Annotated in this window: 25 protein-coding genes; 1 reads left to right on the top strand and 24 read right to left on the bottom strand. The window is 42.3% G+C overall.

All coding sequences use genetic code 11. From position 1 onward, the window contains the following. Nucleotides 1–99: 99 nt before the first annotated feature. From C5Z26_RS06745 to C5Z26_RS06775, 7 genes are all read right to left on the bottom strand, one after another. Nucleotides 100–672: an NADPH-dependent F420 reductase gene (locus C5Z26_RS06745; protein ID WP_105449211.1), complete on the bottom strand. Its 573-nt coding sequence runs from the start codon at nucleotides 670–672 to the stop codon at nucleotides 100–102. 129 nt (nucleotides 673–801) lie between these two features. Further along, nucleotides 802–1137, bottom strand: coding sequence for a hypothetical protein (locus tag C5Z26_RS06750; RefSeq protein ID WP_105449212.1), 336 nt, complete (start codon nucleotides 1135–1137; stop codon nucleotides 802–804). Nucleotides 1138–1497: 360 nt separating this feature from the next. Continuing rightward, nucleotides 1498–1743, bottom strand: coding sequence for a hypothetical protein (locus C5Z26_RS06755; protein WP_105449213.1), 246 nt, complete (start codon nucleotides 1741–1743; stop codon nucleotides 1498–1500). A gap of 398 nt (nucleotides 1744–2141) precedes the next feature. After that, entirely contained in the window at nucleotides 2142–2834 is a 693-nt protein-coding gene (locus C5Z26_RS06760; RefSeq protein WP_105449214.1) for a 2,3-diphosphoglycerate-dependent phosphoglycerate mutase, read from the bottom strand. 72 nt (nucleotides 2835–2906) lie between these two features. Next, the gene (locus C5Z26_RS06765) at nucleotides 2907–3983 is read right to left on the bottom strand and encodes an AI-2E family transporter (RefSeq protein WP_199774958.1); all 1077 of its coding nucleotides are present in this window, start codon (nucleotides 3981–3983) and stop codon (nucleotides 2907–2909) included. Between the two features lie 144 nt (nucleotides 3984–4127). After that, nucleotides 4128–5282, bottom strand: a complete 1155-nt coding sequence (locus C5Z26_RS06770; RefSeq protein WP_105449216.1) for an ROK family protein — start codon at nucleotides 5280–5282, stop codon at nucleotides 4128–4130. Between the two features lie 381 nt (nucleotides 5283–5663). After that, a complete protein-coding gene (locus tag C5Z26_RS06775) occupies nucleotides 5664–6620 on the bottom strand; it encodes a cell surface protein (RefSeq protein ID WP_105449217.1) in 957 nt (318 codons plus the stop codon). 134 nt (nucleotides 6621–6754) lie between these two features. On the opposite strand from C5Z26_RS06775, the gene C5Z26_RS06780 reads away from it, so the two are divergent. Beyond that, nucleotides 6755–7945, top strand: a complete 1191-nt coding sequence (locus C5Z26_RS06780; protein ID WP_105449218.1) for an SAM-dependent methyltransferase — start codon at nucleotides 6755–6757, stop codon at nucleotides 7943–7945. 64 nt (nucleotides 7946–8009) lie between these two features. On the opposite strand, the gene C5Z26_RS06785 is transcribed toward C5Z26_RS06780, so the two are convergent. The 17 genes from C5Z26_RS06785 to C5Z26_RS06870 all read right to left on the bottom strand — a co-directional run bounded on the left by C5Z26_RS06785 (nucleotide 8010) and on the right by C5Z26_RS06870 (nucleotide 23865). Continuing rightward, a complete protein-coding gene (locus C5Z26_RS06785) occupies nucleotides 8010–8726 on the bottom strand; it encodes a sulfite exporter TauE/SafE family protein (RefSeq protein WP_105449219.1) in 717 nt (238 codons plus the stop codon). 73 nt (nucleotides 8727–8799) lie between these two features. Further along, nucleotides 8800–9150, bottom strand: coding sequence for an AzlD domain-containing protein (locus C5Z26_RS06790; protein ID WP_105449220.1), 351 nt, complete (start codon nucleotides 9148–9150; stop codon nucleotides 8800–8802). Nucleotides 9151–9169: 19 nt separating this feature from the next. Beyond that, nucleotides 9170–9979: an AzlC family ABC transporter permease gene (locus C5Z26_RS06795; RefSeq protein WP_105449221.1), complete on the bottom strand. Its 810-nt coding sequence runs from the start codon at nucleotides 9977–9979 to the stop codon at nucleotides 9170–9172. Between the two features lie 122 nt (nucleotides 9980–10101). Beyond that, nucleotides 10102–10599, bottom strand: a complete 498-nt coding sequence (locus tag C5Z26_RS06800; RefSeq protein ID WP_105449222.1) for a GNAT family N-acetyltransferase — start codon at nucleotides 10597–10599, stop codon at nucleotides 10102–10104. Nucleotides 10600–10763: 164 nt separating this feature from the next. Beyond that, nucleotides 10764–12098: a D-alanyl-D-alanine carboxypeptidase family protein gene (locus C5Z26_RS06805; RefSeq protein ID WP_105449223.1), complete on the bottom strand. Its 1335-nt coding sequence runs from the start codon at nucleotides 12096–12098 to the stop codon at nucleotides 10764–10766. A 65-nt stretch (nucleotides 12099–12163) separates the two neighbouring features. After that, nucleotides 12164–13324: a sensor histidine kinase gene (locus tag C5Z26_RS06810; protein ID WP_105449224.1), complete on the bottom strand. Its 1161-nt coding sequence runs from the start codon at nucleotides 13322–13324 to the stop codon at nucleotides 12164–12166. A gap of 15 nt (nucleotides 13325–13339) precedes the next feature. After that, nucleotides 13340–14029, bottom strand: coding sequence for a response regulator transcription factor CroR (gene croR / locus C5Z26_RS06815; protein ID WP_105449225.1), 690 nt, complete (start codon nucleotides 14027–14029; stop codon nucleotides 13340–13342). A 200-nt stretch (nucleotides 14030–14229) separates the two neighbouring features. Then, a complete protein-coding gene (gene guaB / locus C5Z26_RS06820; protein WP_105449226.1) occupies nucleotides 14230–15381 on the bottom strand; it encodes an IMP dehydrogenase in 1152 nt (383 codons plus the stop codon). Between the two features lie 159 nt (nucleotides 15382–15540). Further along, the gene (locus tag C5Z26_RS06825; RefSeq protein ID WP_105449227.1) at nucleotides 15541–16260 is read right to left on the bottom strand and encodes a DUF1129 domain-containing protein; all 720 of its coding nucleotides are present in this window, start codon (nucleotides 16258–16260) and stop codon (nucleotides 15541–15543) included. A gap of 24 nt (nucleotides 16261–16284) precedes the next feature. Beyond that, nucleotides 16285–17385 carry a redox-regulated ATPase YchF gene (gene ychF / locus C5Z26_RS06830; RefSeq protein WP_105449228.1) on the bottom strand — a complete coding sequence of 367 codons (1101 nt, stop codon included), beginning with the start codon at nucleotides 17383–17385 and terminating at the stop codon, nucleotides 16285–16287. A gap of 36 nt (nucleotides 17386–17421) precedes the next feature. After that, nucleotides 17422–17607 carry a DUF951 domain-containing protein gene (locus tag C5Z26_RS06835; RefSeq protein ID WP_105449229.1) on the bottom strand — a complete coding sequence of 62 codons (186 nt, stop codon included), beginning with the start codon at nucleotides 17605–17607 and terminating at the stop codon, nucleotides 17422–17424. A 20-nt stretch (nucleotides 17608–17627) separates the two neighbouring features. Next, nucleotides 17628–18521, bottom strand: a complete 894-nt coding sequence (locus C5Z26_RS06840; RefSeq protein WP_105449230.1) for a ParB/RepB/Spo0J family partition protein — start codon at nucleotides 18519–18521, stop codon at nucleotides 17628–17630. Next, complete coding sequence (locus C5Z26_RS06845) at nucleotides 18511–19278, bottom strand: ParA family protein (protein WP_105449231.1); 768 nt, start codon at nucleotides 19276–19278, stop codon at nucleotides 18511–18513. Before C5Z26_RS06845 ends, C5Z26_RS06840 begins: the two co-directional genes overlap by 11 nt. Nucleotides 19279–19280: 2 nt before the next feature. Beyond that, nucleotides 19281–20129 carry a nucleoid occlusion protein gene (noc, locus tag C5Z26_RS06850; RefSeq protein WP_105449232.1) on the bottom strand — a complete coding sequence of 283 codons (849 nt, stop codon included), beginning with the start codon at nucleotides 20127–20129 and terminating at the stop codon, nucleotides 19281–19283. A gap of 17 nt (nucleotides 20130–20146) precedes the next feature. Continuing rightward, nucleotides 20147–20881 (bottom strand): 16S rRNA (guanine(527)-N(7))-methyltransferase RsmG, encoded by a 735-nt coding sequence (gene rsmG / locus C5Z26_RS06855; RefSeq protein WP_105449233.1) that lies wholly within the window; start codon nucleotides 20879–20881, stop codon nucleotides 20147–20149. Between the two features lie 281 nt (nucleotides 20882–21162). After that, nucleotides 21163–22446, bottom strand: a complete 1284-nt coding sequence (locus C5Z26_RS06860) for a NupC/NupG family nucleoside CNT transporter (RefSeq protein WP_105449234.1) — start codon at nucleotides 22444–22446, stop codon at nucleotides 21163–21165. Nucleotides 22447–22962: 516 nt separating this feature from the next. Next, nucleotides 22963–23865: a LysR family transcriptional regulator gene (locus C5Z26_RS06870; RefSeq protein WP_105449236.1), complete on the bottom strand. Its 903-nt coding sequence runs from the start codon at nucleotides 23863–23865 to the stop codon at nucleotides 22963–22965. Nucleotides 23866–23978: the final 113 nt, after the last annotated feature.

Here is a 23978-nt window from a genome sequence, read left to right on the forward strand (position 1 = left end):
GTTAATCTCACTTGATTCAGGGCATAACAAAACCGCTAAGATTGGCTTTTTATTAGCCCAATCTTGGCGGTTATTTTAACTTTCATTATAAAATTACAGCTACTTCATTAAACCAAAACCACCGGTCCAACCAATCTTTTCGTTTGCCGCAAGCGTCATTTGTAAAAAGCCGACACTTTCCATTTCACGAGCCCGTTTAAGCGAACCGGCATCAACAAAAGCCACGCCACTATCAGTTAGCGCCGTTGCCAATTGTTGTTTGGCGACGTCAGAATCACTAGCTGCCAATACCGTAGTAGTGGCAGTACCGACTTTACGACTTTGTAAAGTCGCTGCAAAGGTCGTATTGAAGGCTTTCACCACTTGTGCTGCTGGTAATAAAGCAGCAATTTCAGCGGCCGCTGAGCTATCCGCTGGCACAGCCAGTTCATCCCAAGTCTCATAATTCAGTGGATTCGTAATATCAACCACCACTTTATGCGCTAAAGCCGCTTGGTTCGCTTTTGCAATACTAATTGCTGCCGGATATGGTACCGCCAAAACCACGATATCGCCTAAATCCGTGACCGCATCATCATGACCCAAATACGTCACTTGGTTGCCACCCTGCTTAAAGACATCGCCAATCGCTTGCCCCATATTGCCCTTACCAATCATCGTTACCTTTGCCATCTGACAAACCTCCTGATAAATTAATTTATTTTAAGATTAATTTCAACATACGGTTTTTAACGGCACAGGTCAACTAATTAGCTTACTGATTTAGCAAACTAACCGAAAAATCAGGTTAATCCATCTAAATTAGTGATCAACGATTTTTAATAATGTTTTTAAATTCGCCTGCTTATTTAGCACGGTCACTAATTGACGCTGATTCCTATCATAAGTCATTGAATCAAAAACGTTTACGAGGAGCTTTGGGTCAGCACTGGTGCCCATCTGTAACCCACTTAGTTTGCTGAAGACGTTAACGCTTGGATTAACATCAAAGATAGCAGCGACATCTGGTAGCATTTCGCCTAATGGCAGCTTATTCGTATAGTTGCCACTACTAAAATAAGCCCGCAAACAGAACATCAAAATTGCCCGTTCATACATTGATAACGCTGATAATTGCTTTTGTAAATCGGAATCCATCTTTAAACGACCACCCTATTAGTTTACTTCACAATTATCATAGCACATGCACCGGCTACCTTCATAAAACATACCACTTATAGCTACCGAAATTGGATAAATTTTAATTCATAGAATACAGATTGAAATCAAAATAAAACTGGCTGGCAAGTAGCGTAGATTCCGTGTCCAACTTTAAAGGTTCACTTCACTATATCTCTTTTTTTGCACTTTTTTAATATACTATAAATAAAATACATACAAAAATATCTGCTGCCAGTAATCAAGTTCTCACCTAATTACCAACAACAGATATTTTAGAACCTAAATTCCGGCATGTTATGCTTCTTTTATTTAAATTCTATGCTCAAGTCAATCTTTTTACTTAGCAACGGCATGATTTTCATCCAACATATACTGGAATTCAATCGATCCGCTCAACAGGTCAGCTTTGAACAAGCCTTGCGTCCCATTATTTTCATCGGCCATCACAACAAAGTAACTGGCCCCTTCATCAGTCACATGTTGGAAACTGACATATTCACCTTTAAAACCATTCTTTCGGAACAATCCAATTAACCGAATCATTTCCCGTTGTGTTACCTCATTTGCTGCTGTTTCACTCATGCTTATTTCCCCCATAATCAATTTTTCTTTGTGTATAACTTTTATGCCGCAAAAGTTATTAACTTGTGGATAAGTTAATTTTCCACATTAATCCTTGTTTTTGTCCACTTATCCCCATAGGTCTTGCAACTTCCGGGGATAAGTCGAGCTATCTAACTTAATTAGTATCTGAATATGTCAATATGCTAATGCGGGCCCCATAAGTGCAGATTCCAGTACAACATCATTCACCCACACCTTAGTTTCCGTTATGCCCAATAGCGTCCGCTTCCCACCTAAAATTGACACAAATTGCCAACTTCATCTCACGATAGCCAACACTAACTGTATTTTAGGCCAGAAAAAAGCACCCCCACAAGTGCGGGTGCTTCTCCAAAAATCAGTAAATAATCAACCGACTATTTGCCTAACTTTTCTTTACCCAAAACCTTTAACTTGTCATCGAAATCATAGACAACTGGTTCGCCAGTAGCCATTTCAAGATCCATGATGTCGTCATCAGAGATTTGTTCGATATACTTGCTTAAGGCCCGTAATGAATTACCATGGGCTGCGATGATGATGTTTTGACCATCAAGCAACTTAGGCGCGATTTGGTCTTCCCAGAAAGGCATAACCCGTTCCAAAGTAACCTTCAAGTTTTCACCACCAGGGATGATGTTAGGATCTAAGTCAGCGTAACGACGATCGTTAACAGCTGAACCTTCATCGTCAGCACTCAATAGTGGAGGCAAAACATCATATGAACGACGCCAGATATGAACTTGATCGTCACCGTATTTTTCAGCGGTTTCCTTCTTGTTCAAACCTTGTAAAGCACCGTAATGACGTTCGTTTAAGCGCCATGATTTTGTTTCAGGAATCCAAAGTTGGTCAGATTCTTCAAGAACATAATGTAATGTCTTGATGGCACGTGTCAAAACAGAAGTGAAGGCATAGTCGAATTCTAAGCCAGCAGCTTTGATCTTTTGACCAGCCGCCTTTGCTTCTTCAACACCCTTTTCGCTTAAGTTAACATCAACCCAACCAGTGAATTGGTTGGATAGGTTCCATTCACTTTGACCGTGACGAATCAATACTAATTTTGCCATAGCAGTTAATGACCTCTTTCTAAAATTATTTACTTTGTTCATTTTACACTGAAACCGCGAAAAATCAAAATATTATCGGGGTTTATTTGCAGAATCAGCGGATGTAGGCGGACTTTTTTTCAAATGAATTTTAGGTTTTAAGCCATGCACCGGTTTGACACCGATAATATCCAAAATAAAGTTAAAGATTGGGACGCCCACAATCAAGCCCCATACCCCGAATAACCGTTCACTAACTAGTAAAACGACAAACGTATAAAAGATGGGCAATTCCGTCCGGCTCGCCATAAACTTGGGATTAAGCACATAAGCTTCTAATGCATGGACGACCATAATCATGAGCACCATATAAACGACATAACGTAAGCCCCCGACCGAGTAGGCAATCAAGCTTAAGGGGATTAACGAAATGATCACGCCGGCCACTGGAATCAGACTGAGCAAGAAAATCATTAATCCTAAACTAATTAGTTGCGGCATCGCCAAGATTGCCATAAAAATCACCGTAATAACTGTATTAACAATGGCAATTAAGAATTGCGCTTCTAACACCACCCCAAAACTATTGACGAATTTACGTGCAAAGTAGGCCACATCTTGGAAGAACCAACCAAAAGTACTCGTCAAAAACCGTTGTGAAAATAGTCGCATTTGGTGATCTTCAACTGTGAAGAAAAAGCTTAACACGAACGATAAAAAGAGCGTAACGCCCATGTTACCAATAGTTGTAATGTACTTAAACACCACCGAAATACCACTTTTTAATTGTTTCAAAATATCTGAATCCTGAAAATATGATGTAATCCAAGTCAAAACCGTATTGGTATCGTTCGATGAATTCTGATAGAACCGATAGACTGAGCCAAAGGTTAAAAAGGTTTGTTTAATTAATTGTGGCAAATAGGTCGTCACTGCAAAATACATCCCTAAAATAACCAGTGCGTAAATCACAATAACAATGACCGGGCTTGGAATTTTAACCCACCGGCGCACAAACCGGACTAGCCGCGTGACCAAAAACGTGAAGATAAACGTCAATAAAATAATGCTCATCATGCTAGACGCTAAGTACAACCCAATAACAATCAAGATTAGCACACTCGTCCGCCGCAACCGGACATTGTGGACAAACTGTGACCAAAGTTCCAAAAGACCCACTCCCTTATTATCCTTACCCCCATTCTAACTGAAAAGCTGGTTAATAAACATGAAAAGTCCACCGCAATCATGAAAAAAAACAAGCCACCTCACCCATCGATTGATGGCAAGATAACTTGTTTTCATTCTAACCGGTTAAGAGAAATGCATTTTCAAACTTTCCAAACCAAGCGCTTGATGAATAATCTCTGACGCGCCACCAAGTAAAGCGGCTGATTGAACATTCTTAGTCGCCACGATTGGTACCTGACGGCTTGGTGATGACATCTTAGCTGTTGTCTCCCGAATATCCGTCAACAGCTGTGGCAAGATTTCTAACACACTAGTATTCAATACAACCACATCCGGTGCGAAGGCCGTTGAGACATTGGCAACTACCTTTGATAAATAGTAGATGAAATCATCAAAGACTTTTGTTACCGCAGGATCATGGTTAACGTAATCATGTTTGACCGTCGTTAAATCTAACCGATCCACATGTTTAATGGCCTTTAGCTTCGTCCATAAAAACTTTTCTGACGCACAGTCATTCGCCGATTCAAGGTGGTTCTCTGCATGCCGATCTTCCATTAAAGCTGTCCCAACTTCGCCAGCTTCACCCTCATGACCTGAATACAGCCGTGAATCAGCAACAATCCCCGCATGAATTTCATCGCGGATAACGACCGAAACCACATTATCAAAGATTTCATTGTTATGGAAATCTCGTTCAAAAATCGCCGTCAAGTTTGCTTTCTTTTCCAGCATAACTGGGATACGCAGTTTATCGCGTAAATACTTCGCCAAATCAAAGTGTGCGAGACACTTAATTGGTGTCTTTAAAATTTTATTTTCATAAATGATGCCGTCCAAAGCAATTGCGACCCCCATCAAACCATGGACAGTACCATAATCATCAACATTTCTTAATTGATCCTCGATCAAATCAATCACGTCAGTTAACGTCATATCAGTGGTCTTAAAACTCTGAAAGTGCAAAATTTTACCATTCAACCGTGAATACATTAATTTCACTGAATCTGGGGATAAATCAATACTGGCGACAAAGCCATAATTCACGTTCAGCTCGGCCATTACTGGTTTACGGCCCCCGTTTTTAGTACTAGCACCACAGCCAATTTCCTTGATAAACTGAGCCCGTAGTAATTGATTATAAATGTCAGAAACCGTCACTTTATTCAAACTTAAGTTGCGAGAAATTTGACTACGACTAATTGGCCCCTCATTAATGACTTGCTGGAGCACTTGTTTTTCATTGGTACTACGCATGACATGTTTATTAATAATCATACTAAATTTCGGTGCCCGCTATCCGTCTAACTAATACGCTTAATTTGTCAAAAGTAACTTGACGCTGCCATGTATTTGCTAAATCCGACCGCACACCTTAACCCCCTAATTTGTTAATATTCTATAGCATCAAACTGGAATAGTACACAAAATGGTCATTTTTATACCTATTTTGACATTGAGACGCGAAAAAAACGCCTAGCGTTGATATAAATTTGACCGCCCCCAATAAATCTACGACAACTCAAAGAACAAAAGATATCAGTCCTTACTCCTATATTTATAACAGTTTTTATAAAAAAATCACCGATTCACACTTAAAATTAAGCGTTTAATCGGCGATTGTTAAGTAAACTTCCATACTACTATTAGTTACAGCAATTATTGTTGTAAATGTTTAGCTGCTTGAACTGGTGACGTGTGTTCAGTTGCGGCTTTTTGTAAAATCATTTGGATCTGTGCATCACTGAAATCGCTCCCAGATAGACCAGCTTCTGATAGTTCAGCGCGAGTTGCTTGAATTTGCGCATCGCTATAATTAGACCCACTAGTAGCTGAGGAAGTGCTCGTTGTCATCTGACTACTGCTCGTTGCGGCCGTGCTGCTTTCAGCAGTGCCCGCAGTACTAGCTTGCGCCCCTGGTGTCGAGCTCATCTGATTACTACCACTGGCACTGGCTGAATCACTCGCCGGCTGGCTGCTCTCACTGGTACTATTGGCACTAGTCGTTGCACTTTGAGTTGAATCATTGATGACTGGCGTTGATCCGGTCAAGGCTTTCAAAGCGGCATTATTTTCTTTTCGTAATGCTTTGGCTTTTTTATAAATATCTTGATAATAATGTTGGCTGAAACGTTTGCTCTGGAATAAGACCGTTAAGATGCCATTGGAATCCGTAAAGTCATTCGTTTGATTCAACTTGGCAGCTTGGCGATACTTCGCTTGATAAGCCGTGCGGTGTTGCATCACCGTCTTGATTAGGCTTAGCTTAGCCGTGGCACGCGTTACTAAAGTTGACGAACCATGCTTGGTTTGCTTAACCGTTGTAAAATCAGCTTTAGCGGTTGTAAATTGGCGTGCCTGTAACGCTTTTTTCGCTGAAACATACGTCTGGGTCTGTGACAAATACCGCTCGGCTACGGTATCACTGCCCTTAGTTCGACTTGCTTTAGTAAAGTAAGTTGTCGCTTTCGTGTACTGTTGATCCTTGATAGCTTGTTTCCCCGTCTTCATTTCCGACGCATAGGACCGTTCCTGTAGCTGGTGACGCGAATACGTATAGCCACCCACACCTAAGGCCACTACGACGATAACAATCATCCACACCCATTTTTTCACAAGTGACACCCCATTTCTTGATGCTTAATTATACCATGTTTACTCAAATTACCGAGAGGCATTGTGCTTACAAAACTGTTTTCATAGGCGTATAATAACTATTGTATTTTTATTGAGAAAGGATCCTTATTGTAATGCTAGAAAAGACTTTTTATCACACCTTTTTAAGCCGCTCATTCAATATACCTGTTCAGGTTAACTATTGGGACGGTAGTACTGAAACTTATGGTGATGGCACACCCGAAGTAACAGTGACCTTTAAAGAAGCGATCCCCGTACGGGAAATCACGAAGAATGCTTCAATTGCCTTAGGCGAAGCCTACATGGATGGTCGCATTGAAATTGATGGCAGTATTCAAAAGCTGATTGAATCCGCTTATGAGTCCGCTGAAAGTTTCTTCAACGACTCGAAGCTCAAGCGCTTTATGCCTAAGCAATCGCATTCCGAGAAAAAAAGCCAACAAGATATCCAAAGTCACTACGATGTCGGTAATGACTTCTACGAAATGTGGTTAGACCCTACGTTGACGTATTCTTGTGCCTATTTCCAAAACGCTGATGACAGCTTAGAAACTGCGCAAATCAACAAGGTCCATCACATTATCCAAAAGCTCAATCCTAAACCTGGTAAGACCCTATTAGATATCGGTTGTGGTTGGGGAACTTTGATGCTAACGGCTGCTAAAGAATACAACTTAAAAGTCGTCGGTATCACCCTTTCTCAAGAACAATATGACCTCGTTGCCAAACGCATCGAAGATGAAGGTTTGAGTGACGTTGCTGAAGTCCGGTTGGAAGATTACCGTGAACTAGGCGACGAACAGTATGACTACATTACCAGTGTCGGTATGTTTGAACACGTTGGTAAGGATAACTTAGCGATGTATTTTGAACGCGTTAATCATTACCTTAAAGCTGATGGCGTGGCTTTATTGCACGGTATCACACGGCAACAAGGTGGCGCAACTAACGGTTGGTTAGATAAGTATATCTTCCCCGGTGGCTATGTCCCTGGGATGACTGAAAACTTACAACATATCGTTGATAACGGCTTACAAGTTGATGATGTTGAAACCTTACGTCGCCATTACCAACGGACGACTGAATTATGGGATGAAAATTTCAATGCTAAACGAGCTGCGATTGATGAAAAGATGGGTGTTCGGTTCTCACGGATGTGGGATTTATATCTCCAAGCCTGTGCCGCTTCATTCCAGTCCGGTAACATTGACGTCATGCAATACCTTGTCTCAAAAGGACCTTCTTCACAGAATCTCCCAATGACGCGGGAATACATGTACGAAGATAATACTGTTAAAGCTTAATAAAAATCTAAAACGAGCTAGTTATGACCACGATGTGATCTTAACTAGCTCGTTTTTTGACACCTTAAAAACAAAGATAATATAACCCGCTCAACCCAATCAATGTATAAATACCGCGCCGAACCACTGGCATTGCTAATTTTGGGAGAATTTGCGTGGCAATTGCCGTCCCAACAATAGCCCCGGCCATCCCAATTAACACTAACGGTAAAACTTTCACCGTTAAAATGCCACTCACCACGCGTACACTTGTAATATAAATAATATCAATCAGAAAAAAGGTTTGAAGATTCCCAATATAAGTCGCAGTCGTTTTTGAAATTGATAAAAAGTACAGTGCCATTAACGGACCACCAATCCCAAAAAGGCCATTGAAAAAACCTGATACAATCATAAATATTCCGGCCACGAACCAAGGATAAGGGCGTGTGCCGGCTTGTTTGGTCAACGTAAAGTACCCAGCAAGGCCAACCAATAAACCGCCTAATAGTCGCCGTAATAGCTGCACATCTAGAACTTGGCCTAATTGCACTGACCAGGCCGCAACACTCGCATAGACCAAAAAGGGAATGATCACCCGTTTTATCTGAACTTGGCGATGATATCGAATGACCAATGTAATCACACTAGCAGCCATAATTAACCCCGCTACCCCAGCACTTTGATCCATCGGCAATAACATTGGCAAAAAAATCATCATCATAATTGCCGCCCCAAATCCAGTTAACCCTTGCACTAACCCCGCTAAGAGTCCCGGTAAAAACACTAATAACCAGGTCATGAATTAAGCCCCTTTCAATTCAGCCACAATAAAAAAAGAACCGGTCGCCCAGTTCCGCAGTACAGTAACGCTGTTAAATGTGCAATACCAGCACAAAAATCATCACCGAAATTAACCCAATTACTACCGATAAGGTCATTGAACGGGTTCGGTAAGCAATCAAACCAACGATAATCGCAGAAATAATCATTCCGAGATTCCCGGTAGTAATCACTTGATAATGGCTATCAATAAAGACACTTTTAACGACCAGCGCCGTAAATAATGAGACCGGCACAAATCGCATCCATTCATTAAACCATTCCGGTATTTTACGTTTAGTAAAGAAAAATAACGGAAAGAACCGTGGAATAAACGCCACGACGGCACAAAAGATGACCAACCATAAGTGGTCGATACTACTCATTGAACTGACTGATTGCATAACTAAACCTCTCTAAGCCTTACTTATCAGACTCTTCCATCGCCGATTGACCCGTCGGATCGTGCACCTTATATAACAAATGACTTTCCGGTTTGTGTGCCAATAAATGCCGTTCAATAAAGTAACCCGTCAGTGACGCCAGTAAAGTTGCCACGACTAAGCCCAAAGTACTCTTCATTAAAACTAGGAAGAAAATCGTTAAAACGCCTGATAACGCACACACTAAAATGGTTAGGCGACTCTTGGTTTGCATAATTGCCATATAAATAAACAGTGCTGTCAGGGCAAAATCAACTACGCTCAAATTAATCGTCAAGGCACTGCCGATTAAACTCCCAATAATATTACTAACCGTCCAAAAGATTAACGAATAATGCTCCACCAACATCGCTTGACTTGGCTTCCAATGCTTATCCGTCGCAAACTTCAAATAATTAACCGCATAGTTTTCATCATTCATCGAAAAAGCAAATAAGAAAATGAACGGTACCGACTGCCCTTTTAAATAGCGGGATAAACTCGACCCCAGCAGGGCATATCGTAGCTCTAAGAAAAACATCATCAAAATAATTGTGGTCATGGGTGCATTGATTGTCAACATCGATGCAATCAAAAACTGGGCACCACCGGAAAAGACCATGACTGAGATTAACGCTGTCAGTAAATGGTTGAACCCGGCTGCATGTAGTAAGACCCCACATGCTAACCCAATAGGAATATAGCTAAGCCCCAGTGGCATTACTGTTCGTAAAACCACTAACCAATTTGGCTCGTTCTTTTTCACCAATAATGCCTCCAGTACCGTACCAGTAAAGAATTCTAGCAACATTGTCTGATGTCTATTTACTTAGACATTCGGGTTTAATTTTAACATGTTTCTAGCGGCAATCCTACCTTTTACTAGCGATTGTTCGCTCATTCACGAGTTGTAAACGGTTACATCACTAATTTCTAGTCAAAATGTTGTCCTAAAATAACTAAATCATTCGGGCGTTGGTTCAACTCTGCGACGGCCGGTAAAAAGCCCCATTGTTGATAGCCAAATTTTTCAAATAATTTGATACTTGGCAAATTACTTGAAAAAACATAGGCCAATAACGTGGTTAAGCCAACTGCGGTTAACTTGGTCGGAACCATCGTCAAAACCTGACTGCCGATGCCTTGGCCCTGAACCGCTCGATCTAAGTAAATCGAAATTTCGGCCGTTTTAGCATACGCAGCACGCCCGTAAAATGGCGAAAAACTTAGCCAGCCAACGACAGTCTCAGCTTGCAGAATCACCCACAATGGGTAATGATCACCCGAATGCGCCAAAAACCACGGCCGGCGTTGATCCACCGTCACGGGTTCTAAATCGGCCGTGACCTGATGACTAGGAATCGTTTGGTTATAAATATCAACAATCGTTGGTAAATCTGACATCGTTGCTAGCCGTAACGTCACACTCATATTATCGGACCTCCATCCAAGATACATTTTATAAGTTAGCTCTATTATACAATTAATCGTTAATGGACAACATTTCTTTTTCGCATCAGTTTAGCAATAAAAAAACGAGCCACGATTTTCATCATGACCCGTTCGTTTGGTGATTTCAGTATGCCTAATCTTGATTAATTGAACCAGCTCTTAACCCCACGCCACATTCTGACGAAGACATTAGCTTTTTCAATGGACTTCTTAGGCGTAACTTTCAACGTTAACTGCTTACTTTGACTCCCATTAACAACCTTAATTGCGGTCTTGTTTAACTTCAAAGCAGCCGTCCCAACTGTTTTACCCTGTTTAACGGGTGCTTGCAGTTTACCAGCCGTCGTTGCTGACTTTTGCAAACTAGTCGTTCCGTTAATGGCACTCGCATCCATGCCGGTGGCTAAGTAAATCTTAGTAGCAGCGCTATTAGAAACTAATGCCGACGTTAACGCTTTCCCATCTTGAACTTGAACCGCCTTAGCACCCTTAATAGCACTGTTCTTCGTTAGTGTGGTCGTTGTAAAGTTATGATAAACATATGACATAATTGCAGCAGTCTGCGTGAAACGCTCAGTACCACTATCATTAGCGGCGCCGGCATGCATGACTACCGTAATAATCCGATTACCATTACTGAACTTAACGGTCCCAGTAAAGGCATTCCCGGCCTTAGTGGACGTCCCCGTCTTCAAGCCATCGACTGGTAATGCCGAATAGTGCTTAACGAGCCCTTTCAACATGTAGTTTCGATTGTCCATCTTCGTGGCAGAACTCGTGCCTTTTTCAAACCAAGCATGAGCAATGCTAGATGTTTTAAGTACTTCTGGGTACTTACTCAATAGCTTTTGGGCCACTGTGGCAACGTCTTGCGCTGACATTTCGTTTTCAGCGGTAGCCGCTACATTACTATACCCAATCGTACTACCGACTTCTTTATTCGTTAAACCAGATGCATTAATGATAGTCGCATCCGTAATTCCGAAAGATTTAGCCGTTTTCCGCATCAACGTTACAAACTGATGTGGTGAACCCGCCACCGCATCACCTAGCGCAGTAATGGCCGCATTCGCTGAATAAATTTCAGTCGCATTATACAATTGCCGGACCGAATAAGTCTTGGTTGATAATAATGGCACATTCGCATAGTCAGTGTTCTGGCTCATTTTAGCAACTGCCTTGCTAACACTGATCTTTTGATCCCAAGATAACTTACCTTCATGAATCGCTTGTAAAACTAAGTATGTACTCAGCATTTTCGTCATTGACGCAATCGCCATTGGCTTGGTACTATTCTTATCGTATAAAATCTGTCCCGTATTGGCATCCACAGCAATCGCAGCCTTGGCTGAAATAGCTGGCGTTGTCGCAGCTTGAGCGTCGATGGTCGCCCCCGCAATACCCAATCCAGTCGTGGTAAACGTCACTGCCGCTACCAACGTGATCATAATTTTCTTTAACTTTCCCGCAACTCTCATCTTTCAATTATCCCTTTCCTGACTGTCCTAATTTCAGTTTAAATAATAATGGTACTCGAAACAAGTTAATTCGTGATTTTTTGCTTAGTTTTCGTCAGTGGTTGATCATGCTTGACTGGGAGATGCATCACAAAACTCGTTAATTCATCATCACTCTGGGCATAAATGTAGCCACCATGGTGCGTAACAATGCTTTGGGCAATCGCTAAGCCGAGCCCTGAACCGCCCGTTGCTTTCGAACGTGATTCCTCGACCCGATAAAACCGTTCAAATAAAAGGCCTAAAGAATCGGCTGGAATCCGTTTACCATCATTAGTCACATGAATCACCACTTCTGGACCACGTTGTTCCGCTTGTAAAATAACTTTTTTAGCCCCATCACCGTATTTAAAAGCATTCGTAATCAAGTTATTAAAGACTCGTCCTAATTTTTCCGCATCCGCTTCCAGATAGATGGGCGCCGGCCCCGTTTCAACACTAATCGTTAATTGTTTCTTATTAGCTTCTAACTCAAAACTAGCCGCCAACTGTTCCAGCATCGCCGTTAGATTCAACCGGCTAATATTTAATGGCGTTTCAGTCTGCCGAACCTTGGTGTACTCGAATAAATCTTCCACTAAGGACTTCATCTGCGTCGCTTTAGTATAGGCAATGTGCGTGTATTTTATCAGATCAGCTTCTGATTGATACTGGTGATTTTCAATCAAGCCGAGATACCCAATAATCGACGTTAACGGTGTGCGGATATCATGACTCACATTGGTAATTAACGCATCTTTCGACCGTTCAATTTCTCGTTCTTCGTCCATCGAATGAATCGCCGAATCAACAAGCGCATTCACGCTTTCAACCACTCGTTGCGTATCACCAGTCAAATTAAAATTAATTCGGTGATCAAAATGGCCCGCAGCAATATAATGTAACTCACTGATAATATGCCGTAATTGCATTTGTTTATAGCGCCGAATCAGCCGCCAATATAAGACAAATCCATCGGCAATGACCATTAAAGCAATGAATAGATTCTCATAGCTCCATAATTGATAATTCGTCGGTCCGATTTTAATCGAGCGTTTTATCTGAAAAATCCCGCTCTGTAAGCCGGGATTATGCGCAATCGCACTATTAATCAACACCACAATTGACAAGTTTAAAAGGAGTAGCAAAATAACGGTCACTACTCCTTCAAAGAATAATTCACTTTTTTCACGTCCTGTTAATTTCAAAAGTTAACCTCGCTCTTAACGTGATTCAATCTTATAACCAACGCCCCAGACAGTTTGAATGACTTTTTCTCCATCCGTTGCCTCTTCGATTTTATCGCGCAAATGACTCACATGGACCATGACCGTTTTGGCGGACACGATACTCTCTTGTTGCCAAACCCGTTCAAAAATATCATCCGCTGAAAAGACCCGGTTAGGATGACTAGCCAAGAGATATAAAATACCAAATTCCAAGGCAGTTAACTGAATATCCTTGCCAGTCAGTGTCTTAACTTCGTGTGAATCTTTATTAATCGTCAACGGCCCAATGTCTAAAACATCCGGTTCATTAGTCGTCACATTATTTTCTGACCGTCGTAATAATGATTTGACCCGCGCCATAATTTCTAGCGGATTGAATGGCTTCGTCACATAATCATCGGCCCCGGTAATTAAGCCTTGAATTTTATCCATATCGCCGGTTTTAGCGGATAACACTAAGATGGGTAATTGGGAGTCTTTACGGACTTCTTTAATGACTTCAATCCCGTCCATTTCAGGCATCATAATATCCAAAATCATTAACGCAATGTCTGGATTCGTATTTAATTTCGTCAGGGCTTCTTTCCCGTTGTAAGCACTGATTGGTTCATAACCTTCATTTTTGATATAAATCTCTAATAGTTGTGCAATTTCTTTATCGTCATCGACTACCAAAATTTTCATATTCATTTCTCCTCATATTAATTCTATTTATATTCTACCAAAAAGTATTAATCAACGGGGTATTCAAGGTGCTATTTAGAGAAAACGCAAAGATTGTTCGGGTTAATCATTGACGCCGGCTACCATATTGCAAAAAAAAGCTCAATTCAGCATTGAATTGAGCTCGTTTGAACCAATCAAAGATTGGCTGGTTTAGTTCATTACCCGTTAACAGAATAGTTAGGGGCATTCTTAGTAATTTGAATTTCATGTGGATGCGATTCACGCAAGCCCGCACCAGAGATTTCAACGAATTGGGCATTTTGGATTAAGGCATCGATATTTTTAGCACCGACATAACCCATCCCAGAACGTAAGCCACCAAGCATTTGGAAGATAATATCGTCCGCACTACCCTTAAATGGCACGCGGCCTTCAACCCCTTCTGGCACTAACTTGTTAGCTTCATTCACGCCACCTTGGAAATAACGGTCCGAAGAACCATGCGCTTGTGACATGGCACCAACGGAACCCATGCCACGGTAGAACTTGTATTGCCGACCATCGTCAAAGACAACTTCACCAGGGGCTTCAGTCGTCCCGGCTAACATGCTGCCTAACATCACTGCATTGCCGCCAGCTGCCAAGGCTTTAACGATATCACCAGAATACTTAATCCCACCATCAGCAATGATCGCCTTCCCATATTCTTGTGCAACACTTGCTGAATCATAAACTGCCGTTAATTGTGGCACGCCAACTCCGGCAACAATCCGCGTCGTACAAATTGAACCAGGGCCGATACCAACTTTAACCACGTCAACCCCAGCTTCAAATAACGCCCGCGTGCCTTCAGCAGTAGCGACATTTCCAGCAATCAAGGTTTGGGTTGGGAAATGCGCCCGAATTTCTTTGATCTTCCGTAAAACCCCGGCTGAATGCCCATGCGCTGTATCAATCACAATTGCATCAGCACCGGCTGTGAACAACGCTTCAGCCCGATCAAAGGTATCGCTGGTCACCCCAACCGCACCAACAGCCAACAAATGGTTGGTTGCATCAACAGCGGCATGTGGATGTTCAGCCGTTTTTTCAACGGCCTTAATTTTGCTAATTTCAGCTGCTTGGGCTTCAACACTCAAGTTCTTATGAATAACTGCTAGTCCACCTTGGTTAGCCATTGCGATCCCCATGGCTGATTCAGAGACTGTATCCATTCCCGCACTGAGAATTGGAATATTAAGTTGCAAATTATCAGCCAACTTTACACCTAAATCGACTTCATTCGGTAAAACGTGACTTTCGGCCGGAATCAATAAGACATCATCAAACGTATAACCCTTTTTTCCAAACTTTGTATCCCAATTAGACATTGAATGTTAGCTCCTTGTGGTTTTATTTTTATCTGTAAAGGTAACAAAACATCGCCATAAATGCAAGGTGAAACTTGCATTTTCAGCAATTTTTCATTTAGATGGCTTAAAACGGATTCGATTTTCTCGAATCCGTTTTAACTTAAATGCTGTATTTAACTAAAATAAACTCGTGGTGATATGGTAACGCCGCTTCAACCACATCCGTAAGAAGAAGACAATCACTGCCATAACCAAATAAACAATCGCTGGCAAGGCTGGGTTCAAGCTCGTTGGTAATGAAGCTGCGGTCGTAAAGATTAACATCCAAACAATCACTGCCATGACGGACCATAAAATCTTACGCCACATGGCAACTTTTTTGTTTTTACCTGGTGCCAAGTATTCAAATAACTTCGCTACCCCGAGACCACCAATCGCTGACGTGACGACAATTGCCGTAATCCCGTTGGCACCGGCTGAGCCCTTGGTTGCATTGGAACCAAAGAACCCAATCGCACCATACATCAAGCAGAAAATCATGAATAACATCAATCCATTATCCAACGCCGTAATCCAGTAATTAGCGTGAGCTTGATCAGCAGGATCTTTCTTAGGCCCATCAATAATGGCCTGCGTTTGTTCTTGGACGGTGCCATACAACTGACGCGCAGTGGTCCCTTTATGTTGTTCAGCCAGCAACGTCGCTAGCATCTCATCCAGGGCAGCTTTCTGCTTGTCACTTGATAAAGTTGTAGCACTCAAGGACTTGCGCATTTGGCGCATGTATTCGTCATTACGCTTCGTTAATTCCGTTGCATCACGTAATGGTTGTTCGGCTGCTTGGATTTGCTTAGCACCCGCTTGCGCATTCCGTGGTTCTTTCGATGATTCACTCACGAATAGTTCCCCCTCTTGGCTTAATTAGACGTTGAATCGGAATTCGACGATGTCACCATCTTGCATGACGTAGTCTTTACCTTCAAGTCGTAGCTTACCATTTTCTTTGACTTTGGCTTCACTGCCGGCCGCATCTAAGTCGGCAAACGACATTACTTCGGCCCGAATAAACCCACGTTCAAAATCAGAATGAATAATTCCAGCTGCTTGAGGCGCCTTTGTTCCGCGTTTAAAGGTCCAAGCACGTGTTTCCTTGCCACCAGCGGTAAAGAACGTTTCAAGGCCTAAGAGCTTATAAGAAGCCCGAATTAACCGATTCAAGCCGGGTTCTTCGACACCTTCAGCGGCTAAAAAGTCTGCTTTGTCAGCATCATCAAGTTCCGCAATTTCTTCTTCAGTTTCAGCAGCGACCCCAATTGCTTGGGCGCCCTCTTTTTTAGCATAATCGGCCACAACCTGATAATATTTTGAGCTTTCAGGGTCAGCCATATCATCTTCGGCAATGTTAGCGACATATAACACTGGCTTCGACGTCAGTAAGAATAAGCCCTTAACAATGAGTTGGTCATCTTCATTAAAGGTTAACGACCGCACTGGCTTACCAGCTTCCAGGGCTGGCTTGATCGTTTCCAGCACGGCCAATTCAGCTTTAGCTTCCTTATCGCTCCCTTTGGCTGCACGTTGGACCTTAGCCAAACGCTTGTCAACAGTCTCTAAGTCAGCCAAGCTTAATTCCAAGTTAATCGTTTCGATATCATCTTGAGGATCGACTTTACCCGTCACATGCGTGATATTATCATCATCAAAGGCTCGGACAACGTGGACAATCGCATCAACTTGGCGAATATTTTCAAGGAATTTATTCCCTAACCCTTCACCCTTACTAGCGCCCTTAACAATCCCGGCAATATCTGTAAATTCAAAGGTCGTTGAAACGACTTTTTTGGCGGGAATAACTGCTTGAATCCGATCTAAACGTTGATCAGGAACTTCAACCATCCCAACGTTTGGGTCAATGGTCGCGAACGGGTAGTTGGCCATTTCGGCGCCCGCCTTCGTAATTGCGTTAAATAATGTTGATTTACCAACGTTTGGTAACCCAACGATACCTGCTGTAAGTGCCATATTGATTATTCACTCTTCCTTTTAAAGTAATTAAGCTTAGTCGGCTTTCTTTTCGAGCATCTTTTTCATTTTTTTATCAAACTCACGGCGCGGCAACATGACGATATGACCGCAGCCCGTGCATTTGATCTTAATATCAGCGCCCATCCGGGTAATCTCCCAACGGTTGACCCCACAGGGATGCGCTTTTTTCATTTCGACAATATCACCTAAATCGTACATGTGCAACGCTCCTTTAAGGTTTAATTTAAATCAATTTGTAAAATTTCTAAAATCCGATTTAAGTCATCATTTGATAAGTATGGGATTTCGATTTTACCTTGTTCTTTTTTATTTTGCTTGGTTTGAATGGAAACTGCTGTCCCAAACTTTTCTTGCAATTGTTCCTCGCTAGCGCGAATATACGGTGATTTTTTGACGACTACCGGTTTAGGCGCTTGCTTTTGTTCGCCATTATAGCGCGCCACAATCTGCTCTAACTGGCGGACCGTTAACTGGGCTTTAATCGCCTTTTTAGCCAATGGGACTAATTGGGTCTTATCCTTTAAAGACAATAACGTCCGTGCCTGACCCATGGACAATTGGCCCTTTTGAATCAGTTGTTTAACCCCAGTTGGCAAGCCTAATAGACGCAGATAGTTGGCAATATAGGGCCGACTTTTACCGAGGCGTTTGGAGACTTCAGCTTGGGTCAACTTAAGCTTATCCATCAATGATGCATACGCTTCGGCCTCTTCTAACGCAGTTAAATCTTCACGTTGTAGATTTTCTAAAACCCCAATTTCCATCATCTGAGCTTCGGTAACATCCCGGACAATTGCTGGAATGGTCTTCTGCTTAGCTAATTTTGAGGCACGAAAACGACGTTCACCAGCAATTAACTCGTACTTTTTAATTTCAGCATCCGGTTGCCGGACAATGATAGGCTGAAAGACACCTGATTTTTCAATCGAACTGGCGAGTTCTTTTAAAGCCGTTGCATCAAATTTTCGCCGTGGTTGATAGGGATTAACTCGAATATCAGTTAGTGCGAGTTCCGCAACCATTTCTTCATTGGTTGGTTCATCAGCATCGGCAAACAAGGCATCAATGCCACGGCCTAATGCTTTATTTTGCGCTTTTTCTTTACTTGCCATGAGCCGCCAACACTTCCTTTGCTAATGCTAAGTAGACTTGCGCCCCTTTTGAACGAATGTCGTAATCAACGATTGAGAGACCATGACTAGGCGCCTCTGACAACCGCACATTGCGGGGAATAATCGTCTTATAAACGGCATCCTTAAAGTATTTGCGCACTTCTTCATTAACCTGGGCCCCTAGATTGGTCCGGGCATCATACATCGTTAATAACACCCCTTCAATTCGAAGTTGTCGATTGAAGTGTTTTTGGACTAACTTAACGGTATTCAATAATTGGCTTAACCCTTCCAAAGCATAATATTCACTTTGCACCGGAATTAAGATTGAATCACAAGCCGTAAAGGCATTGATCGTTAGCAGGCCTAGCGAGGGTGGACAGTCAATCAAAATAAAGTCATAAGCGTCCCTGACGTCATCAATGGCATCCCGCAAACGCGTTTCACGAGCCATCATTGGCGTTAGCTCAATCTCCGCACCCGATAATTGAATCGTGGCTGGGACAATGTCCAACCCCTCATGACTCGTTGGAATAATTGTATCTTTAATTGGGGTATCATTAATTAAGACATCATAAATTTCACGTTCAATCGTTGATTTTTGAATGCCCAAGCCGCTCGTCGCATTTCCTTGCGCATCCGTATCAATTAATAGTACCTTTTGACCTTGTTCTACGAGACTTGCACCTAAATTGATGCTTGTCGTTGTCTTACCAACGCCACCTTTTTGGTTGGCGAGTGCAATTACGGCTCCCATAATTATTGACCACCCCTTGCTTGATTTTTCGGGATTTCAATCGTGATACGGTAACTGTCACCAGTGTCTTCTTCATGCGACTGCACTGACAAGCCAGCGGCCGTCACCATCTTAATTGATTTTTTAATCGTATTGACCGCAATGCGGGTATCTCCCGTTAATCCCCGCGGTCGTTTTTGTTTTGGTTTTGGTGGCACCTGTATTTTTTGTACCACTTGTTCCGTTTCTTTAACGGTTAACTGCTGGTCCAACACTTGAGCTAACACGGTGGCTTGCTGATCCACTGATAAATTCAAGAGGGCCCGGCCATGCCGTTCGCTGATTTGGCGTTTTAATAAGGCTTGTTGCACGGCTGGCGCTAACTTTAATAACCGCAACTTGTTCGCCACAAACGACTGACTTTTACCGAGTTCTTTCGCCAGCGCCACTTGTGTCAGCGTATTTAAGGTCATTAATTCTTGATAGGCCGTCGCTTCTTCAATGACCGTTAAGTCTTGGCGTTGTAAATTTTCAATCAACGCCATTGAAGCCGTTTCGCCATCATCCATTTTTTGAATAATTGCTGGCGCTTGGGCCCAATGCAAAGAACAAATCGCACGAAAACGTCGTTCACCAGCAATGATTTCGTATTTTTTAGGCGCATATTCTCGCAATACAATCGGTTGCAATAAGCCATGTGCCGCAATCGTGGCTGCTAATTCATCAATCCCGGCTGTCTCAAAAACTTGCCGTGGCTGAAACCGATTCGGAACAATCGCTGTCACCGGAATCTGCACGATTTGTTGTTGGGGATTCGCTGTTTCAGCATCCTTATTTTTATCACGATTACCACCGAATAAGGAAAATGCCATCTCAATTACCTCCCACTTTAGTCATGGGCCGTTAACGGCTGTTTAGCAGGCGTCCCCGGCTTACGTGGATAGCGCTTAGGCGTCGGCCGCTTTTTAGCCACAATAATAATATGCCGCGGGTCACCTGTTTGTGGTAAAGTCAACGCTTCATCACGCACTAATTGACCACCTAATTGTTGAATCGCATAAGCACCTTCAGCTGTTTCAGTCCGAGCATTAGCGGCCTTTAGCGCCACCATCTGACCACCGACTTTTACAAGTGGCAAACACAATTCGCTTAACACCGATAAGCGGGCCACCGCTCGGGCTGTGACTAAATCATATTGCTCGCGATGACCGGATTTTTTGCCCGCAAAGGTTTCAGCCCGATCATGAAAAGCTTGCACATCACTTAATCCCAAAGCGCTAATGAGTGCTTGCAAAAAATTAATCCGTTTATTTAACGAATCCACAATCGTCACTTGTAACTGGGGGAACACGATTTTTAATGGTAGCGACGGAAAGCCAGCTCCCGCACCAACATCACAGATGGTTAACGGTTGTTCGCGCAACGCTGCCACATAAAAAGCGGGCGTAATTGAATCATAAAAATGCTTCAAATACACTTCGGGCTGAGCTGTGATCGTCGTTAAATTGAATTGGCGATTGGTTTCAATCAGCAACTTAAAGTACGTTGCGAATTGAGCCATTTGCTGATCACTTAGTCTAATATCGTGACTCGCCAAAGCTTGTTTAAATTCTTCTGGATTCATGAAAAAGCTCCTTAATTAAGGTCGCATTTGCCTTACAGTTGTGAAACAACTTGAATGTTTCACGTCACCTCATAACTTTAACTTAAAATCAAGGCAAAATCAATGCTCGAGCTTGGATTATTACCCCGTGTAACCCTTGAAAAATCACGATTTCGCTTCATTTAGCCAGAACCGATTTTTTTGCATCTATCCCACTGGATTTTAGCAGATTTTTAGAAAAATAGACGGCCTTTCAGCTAGTTGCTGAAAAGTCGCCTATCGTTTATTTTATATTTAGTTGCTTACCAAACGAATAACCCAACTACGCCGGCGGATAAGAGGGAAACTAAAATCCCAGATAAAAGTAAATAGCCCACGTTACGTGAAATCAAGTCATTCTTTTCACGACTCACAATCCCCTTGAATGCCCCAATAATCATCCCAACAGTTGAGAAGTTGGCAAATGATGTCAAGAAGACCGTCAAAACTGCTCTAAAATGGGGGGCAAAATCGTTAACTTTACCCGTAACTTCACCCATGACCACGAATTCATTCGTGACCAACTTGGTCCCCATGTAAGAGGCCATTTGGAAGGCATCGTGAGCATTGAAACCCAGTAACCAAGCAAATGGGAACATGATTACCCCAAAGATATTTTCAAGTGAAAGGTTCGTGTTGATTAAGCCTAACAACTTATCAATTAACTTCGCTAACGCCACAAAGGCAATAACGTTGGCCGCGATAATCAAGATTAACTTACCAGCGCCAAGAATGGAGTCACCTAAGAAAGAGAAGAATGGTTCGCGCACTGGCTTAGCTGCTTGAACTTGTTCATCTGCCAAGGTTTCAGAGCCACTAGTTTCAGTTGTTGCCGTCGTTTCTTCAACGGCAGCACTACTGCCAACTTTGGCAATGGTATCTTCTTCTGGTTTAACATCGACCGGATTTAAGATGGCCGTAATAATGGCCGCATTTAAGACATTCATTGGCACCGCCGTCAAAATAAATTGACCAGGCATCATCTTAATATACGCGCCCAGAATGGAGGCCGTCACACAACTCATCGACATCATCGCAATGGTCAAGTTTCGTTGAGCTTTCATCTGTTTCAATTGTAATTGCGAAACAGCAAGCGCTTCGGTATTACCTAAAAACATCATTTCAACAACGAAAAATGATTCGAATTTTGGTTGACCGGTAATATAAGCCAAACCACGACCGACCCATTTAATAATCCATGGTAAAACGCCGATATATGTCAAAATATCAAATAATGGCACAATTAATAAAATTGGTAACAATGAACTGGTAACGAAATCCATTTGTTTGACATTGACCCAACTAGCCAACGCAAATGCAATCCCATCGTATGAAACATCAACCAGCCAAGTAAAGCCATCAGCTGCTGCTTTAACCGCGTCAACCCCGACTTGTGAACCGGTTAAGAACCATGCTAACAATAATTCCAAAACCAACATAACACCGATTGAACGCCAATGAATCGCGTGTTTTTGCTTGGAGAATACGTAGGCAATTGCAATGAAGACCACAATCCCAATAATATTAACCACCAAGTTAAATACCATGTGAATATTCCTTCTTCCCTATAGATGTTGTCAAACCAATAAAAAACAATTAAGAAAAAACTACCTTTATTAATTTACCATTTCCGCTAACGTTATGGTAGCTAAATTTTAAGGAATCATTAAGGAATTGTGTGCTGACGCCACTAAAAAAGCGACTTAACTTAAGAATCATTAAGTCGCCAATTAAAACCCAATCATCAACTGAACTGATGACGAGCCCCTGCCAAGGACTTTTATTATACCGCGTTTTATCAGACACCGAACCAATTAGTTGACCCACCGCTTAGATGAGCGTAAGCTACAAACAATTAAACGAAAGGGGGTGATGCTTTTTGAGTACCAATCGTAAGCTTAAAGCATCAGTCTCTGCTCTACTTGGAGCACTGAACTGATTGCTTTAAAGGTATCTAAGACTACGGTCTTGGATGCCTTTATTTTTTTGCGTCACGGTTCTCCTAGCACCCCTTAAGACTTTACGGGTGGTCACTAAAACCAAGCGGCGCACTTAATCATTAACTAGCGCGATCGCCACAACATTTCGTTTGGATATTCAGTCGTCAAAAATTGTTTGATTGCTCGAATCATCATTGCGGTCGACGGCGCTGTGGCCTGCGTTTTATTGGCAACCAATGCAATCTCTCGATTATAGGGTTCCGCAAACGGATACGTATTGACATCCCCTGTTAATTTTTTCAACGCTAACTTCGGCAAAATCCCCATTCCCAAACCAGATTCCACCATCGAAATGATGGATTGGTCATCAATCGAAAACCGCAAAAAATTATTCGTTACATGATAATGATCCAAAGCCAGCTTCGTATCACGGTCATAATCACTCTGCTGCAAAATGAAATTTTGATCCATGACATCCGCTTTCGTCATATACTGACCGTTAGCGGGGACAAAACCGGCGGGGGTCACACAATAGATTGGATCATTAATCAAAGCATGCGCTAATAAATTATCATTAACGGGGAGCGACGTGAATCCCACATCAATCGTCCCAATTTTCGCCCACTTAGTAATCTCATTGAAATTCCCTTGAACGACTGAAATTTCAATATCGGGATATTCATGGTTAAAGCGCCGAATAATGCGAGGCAACCAATTGATGCAAACACTACTGAAGCCGCCAATTCGCACGGAACCAGAATGTAATCCTTGGATATTATCGGCTACTTGACGCAGATTACTTTCAGTATTCAAGATTTCCTGGACGTAAGGCAGGACTTGCTGCCCATCACTGGTAAGTTCAACCCCCGAACGGTTACGAATAAATAACGGAAAGCCAAGTGCCTTTTCCAGTTGGTTCACAGAATGACTGACCGCACTGGGCGTCACATTCAAGGTTGCAGCCGCTTGATAGAAGGTTTTCTGCGCCACAACAGTTGCAAAAACTTCATACGCAAAATTTGCCATACTGATGATTTACTCCTTAGATGAATTGTTTTCATTTATAATTGAAAAAGTTGAACTTTACTAAACTGCTCCCCCATTTTATCATATTAATAATCAAACCAGTCAATGACACT

It is taken from the genome of Lactobacillus sp. CBA3606 (assembly GCF_002970935.1).
Taxonomy (GTDB): domain Bacteria; phylum Bacillota; class Bacilli; order Lactobacillales; family Lactobacillaceae; genus Lactiplantibacillus.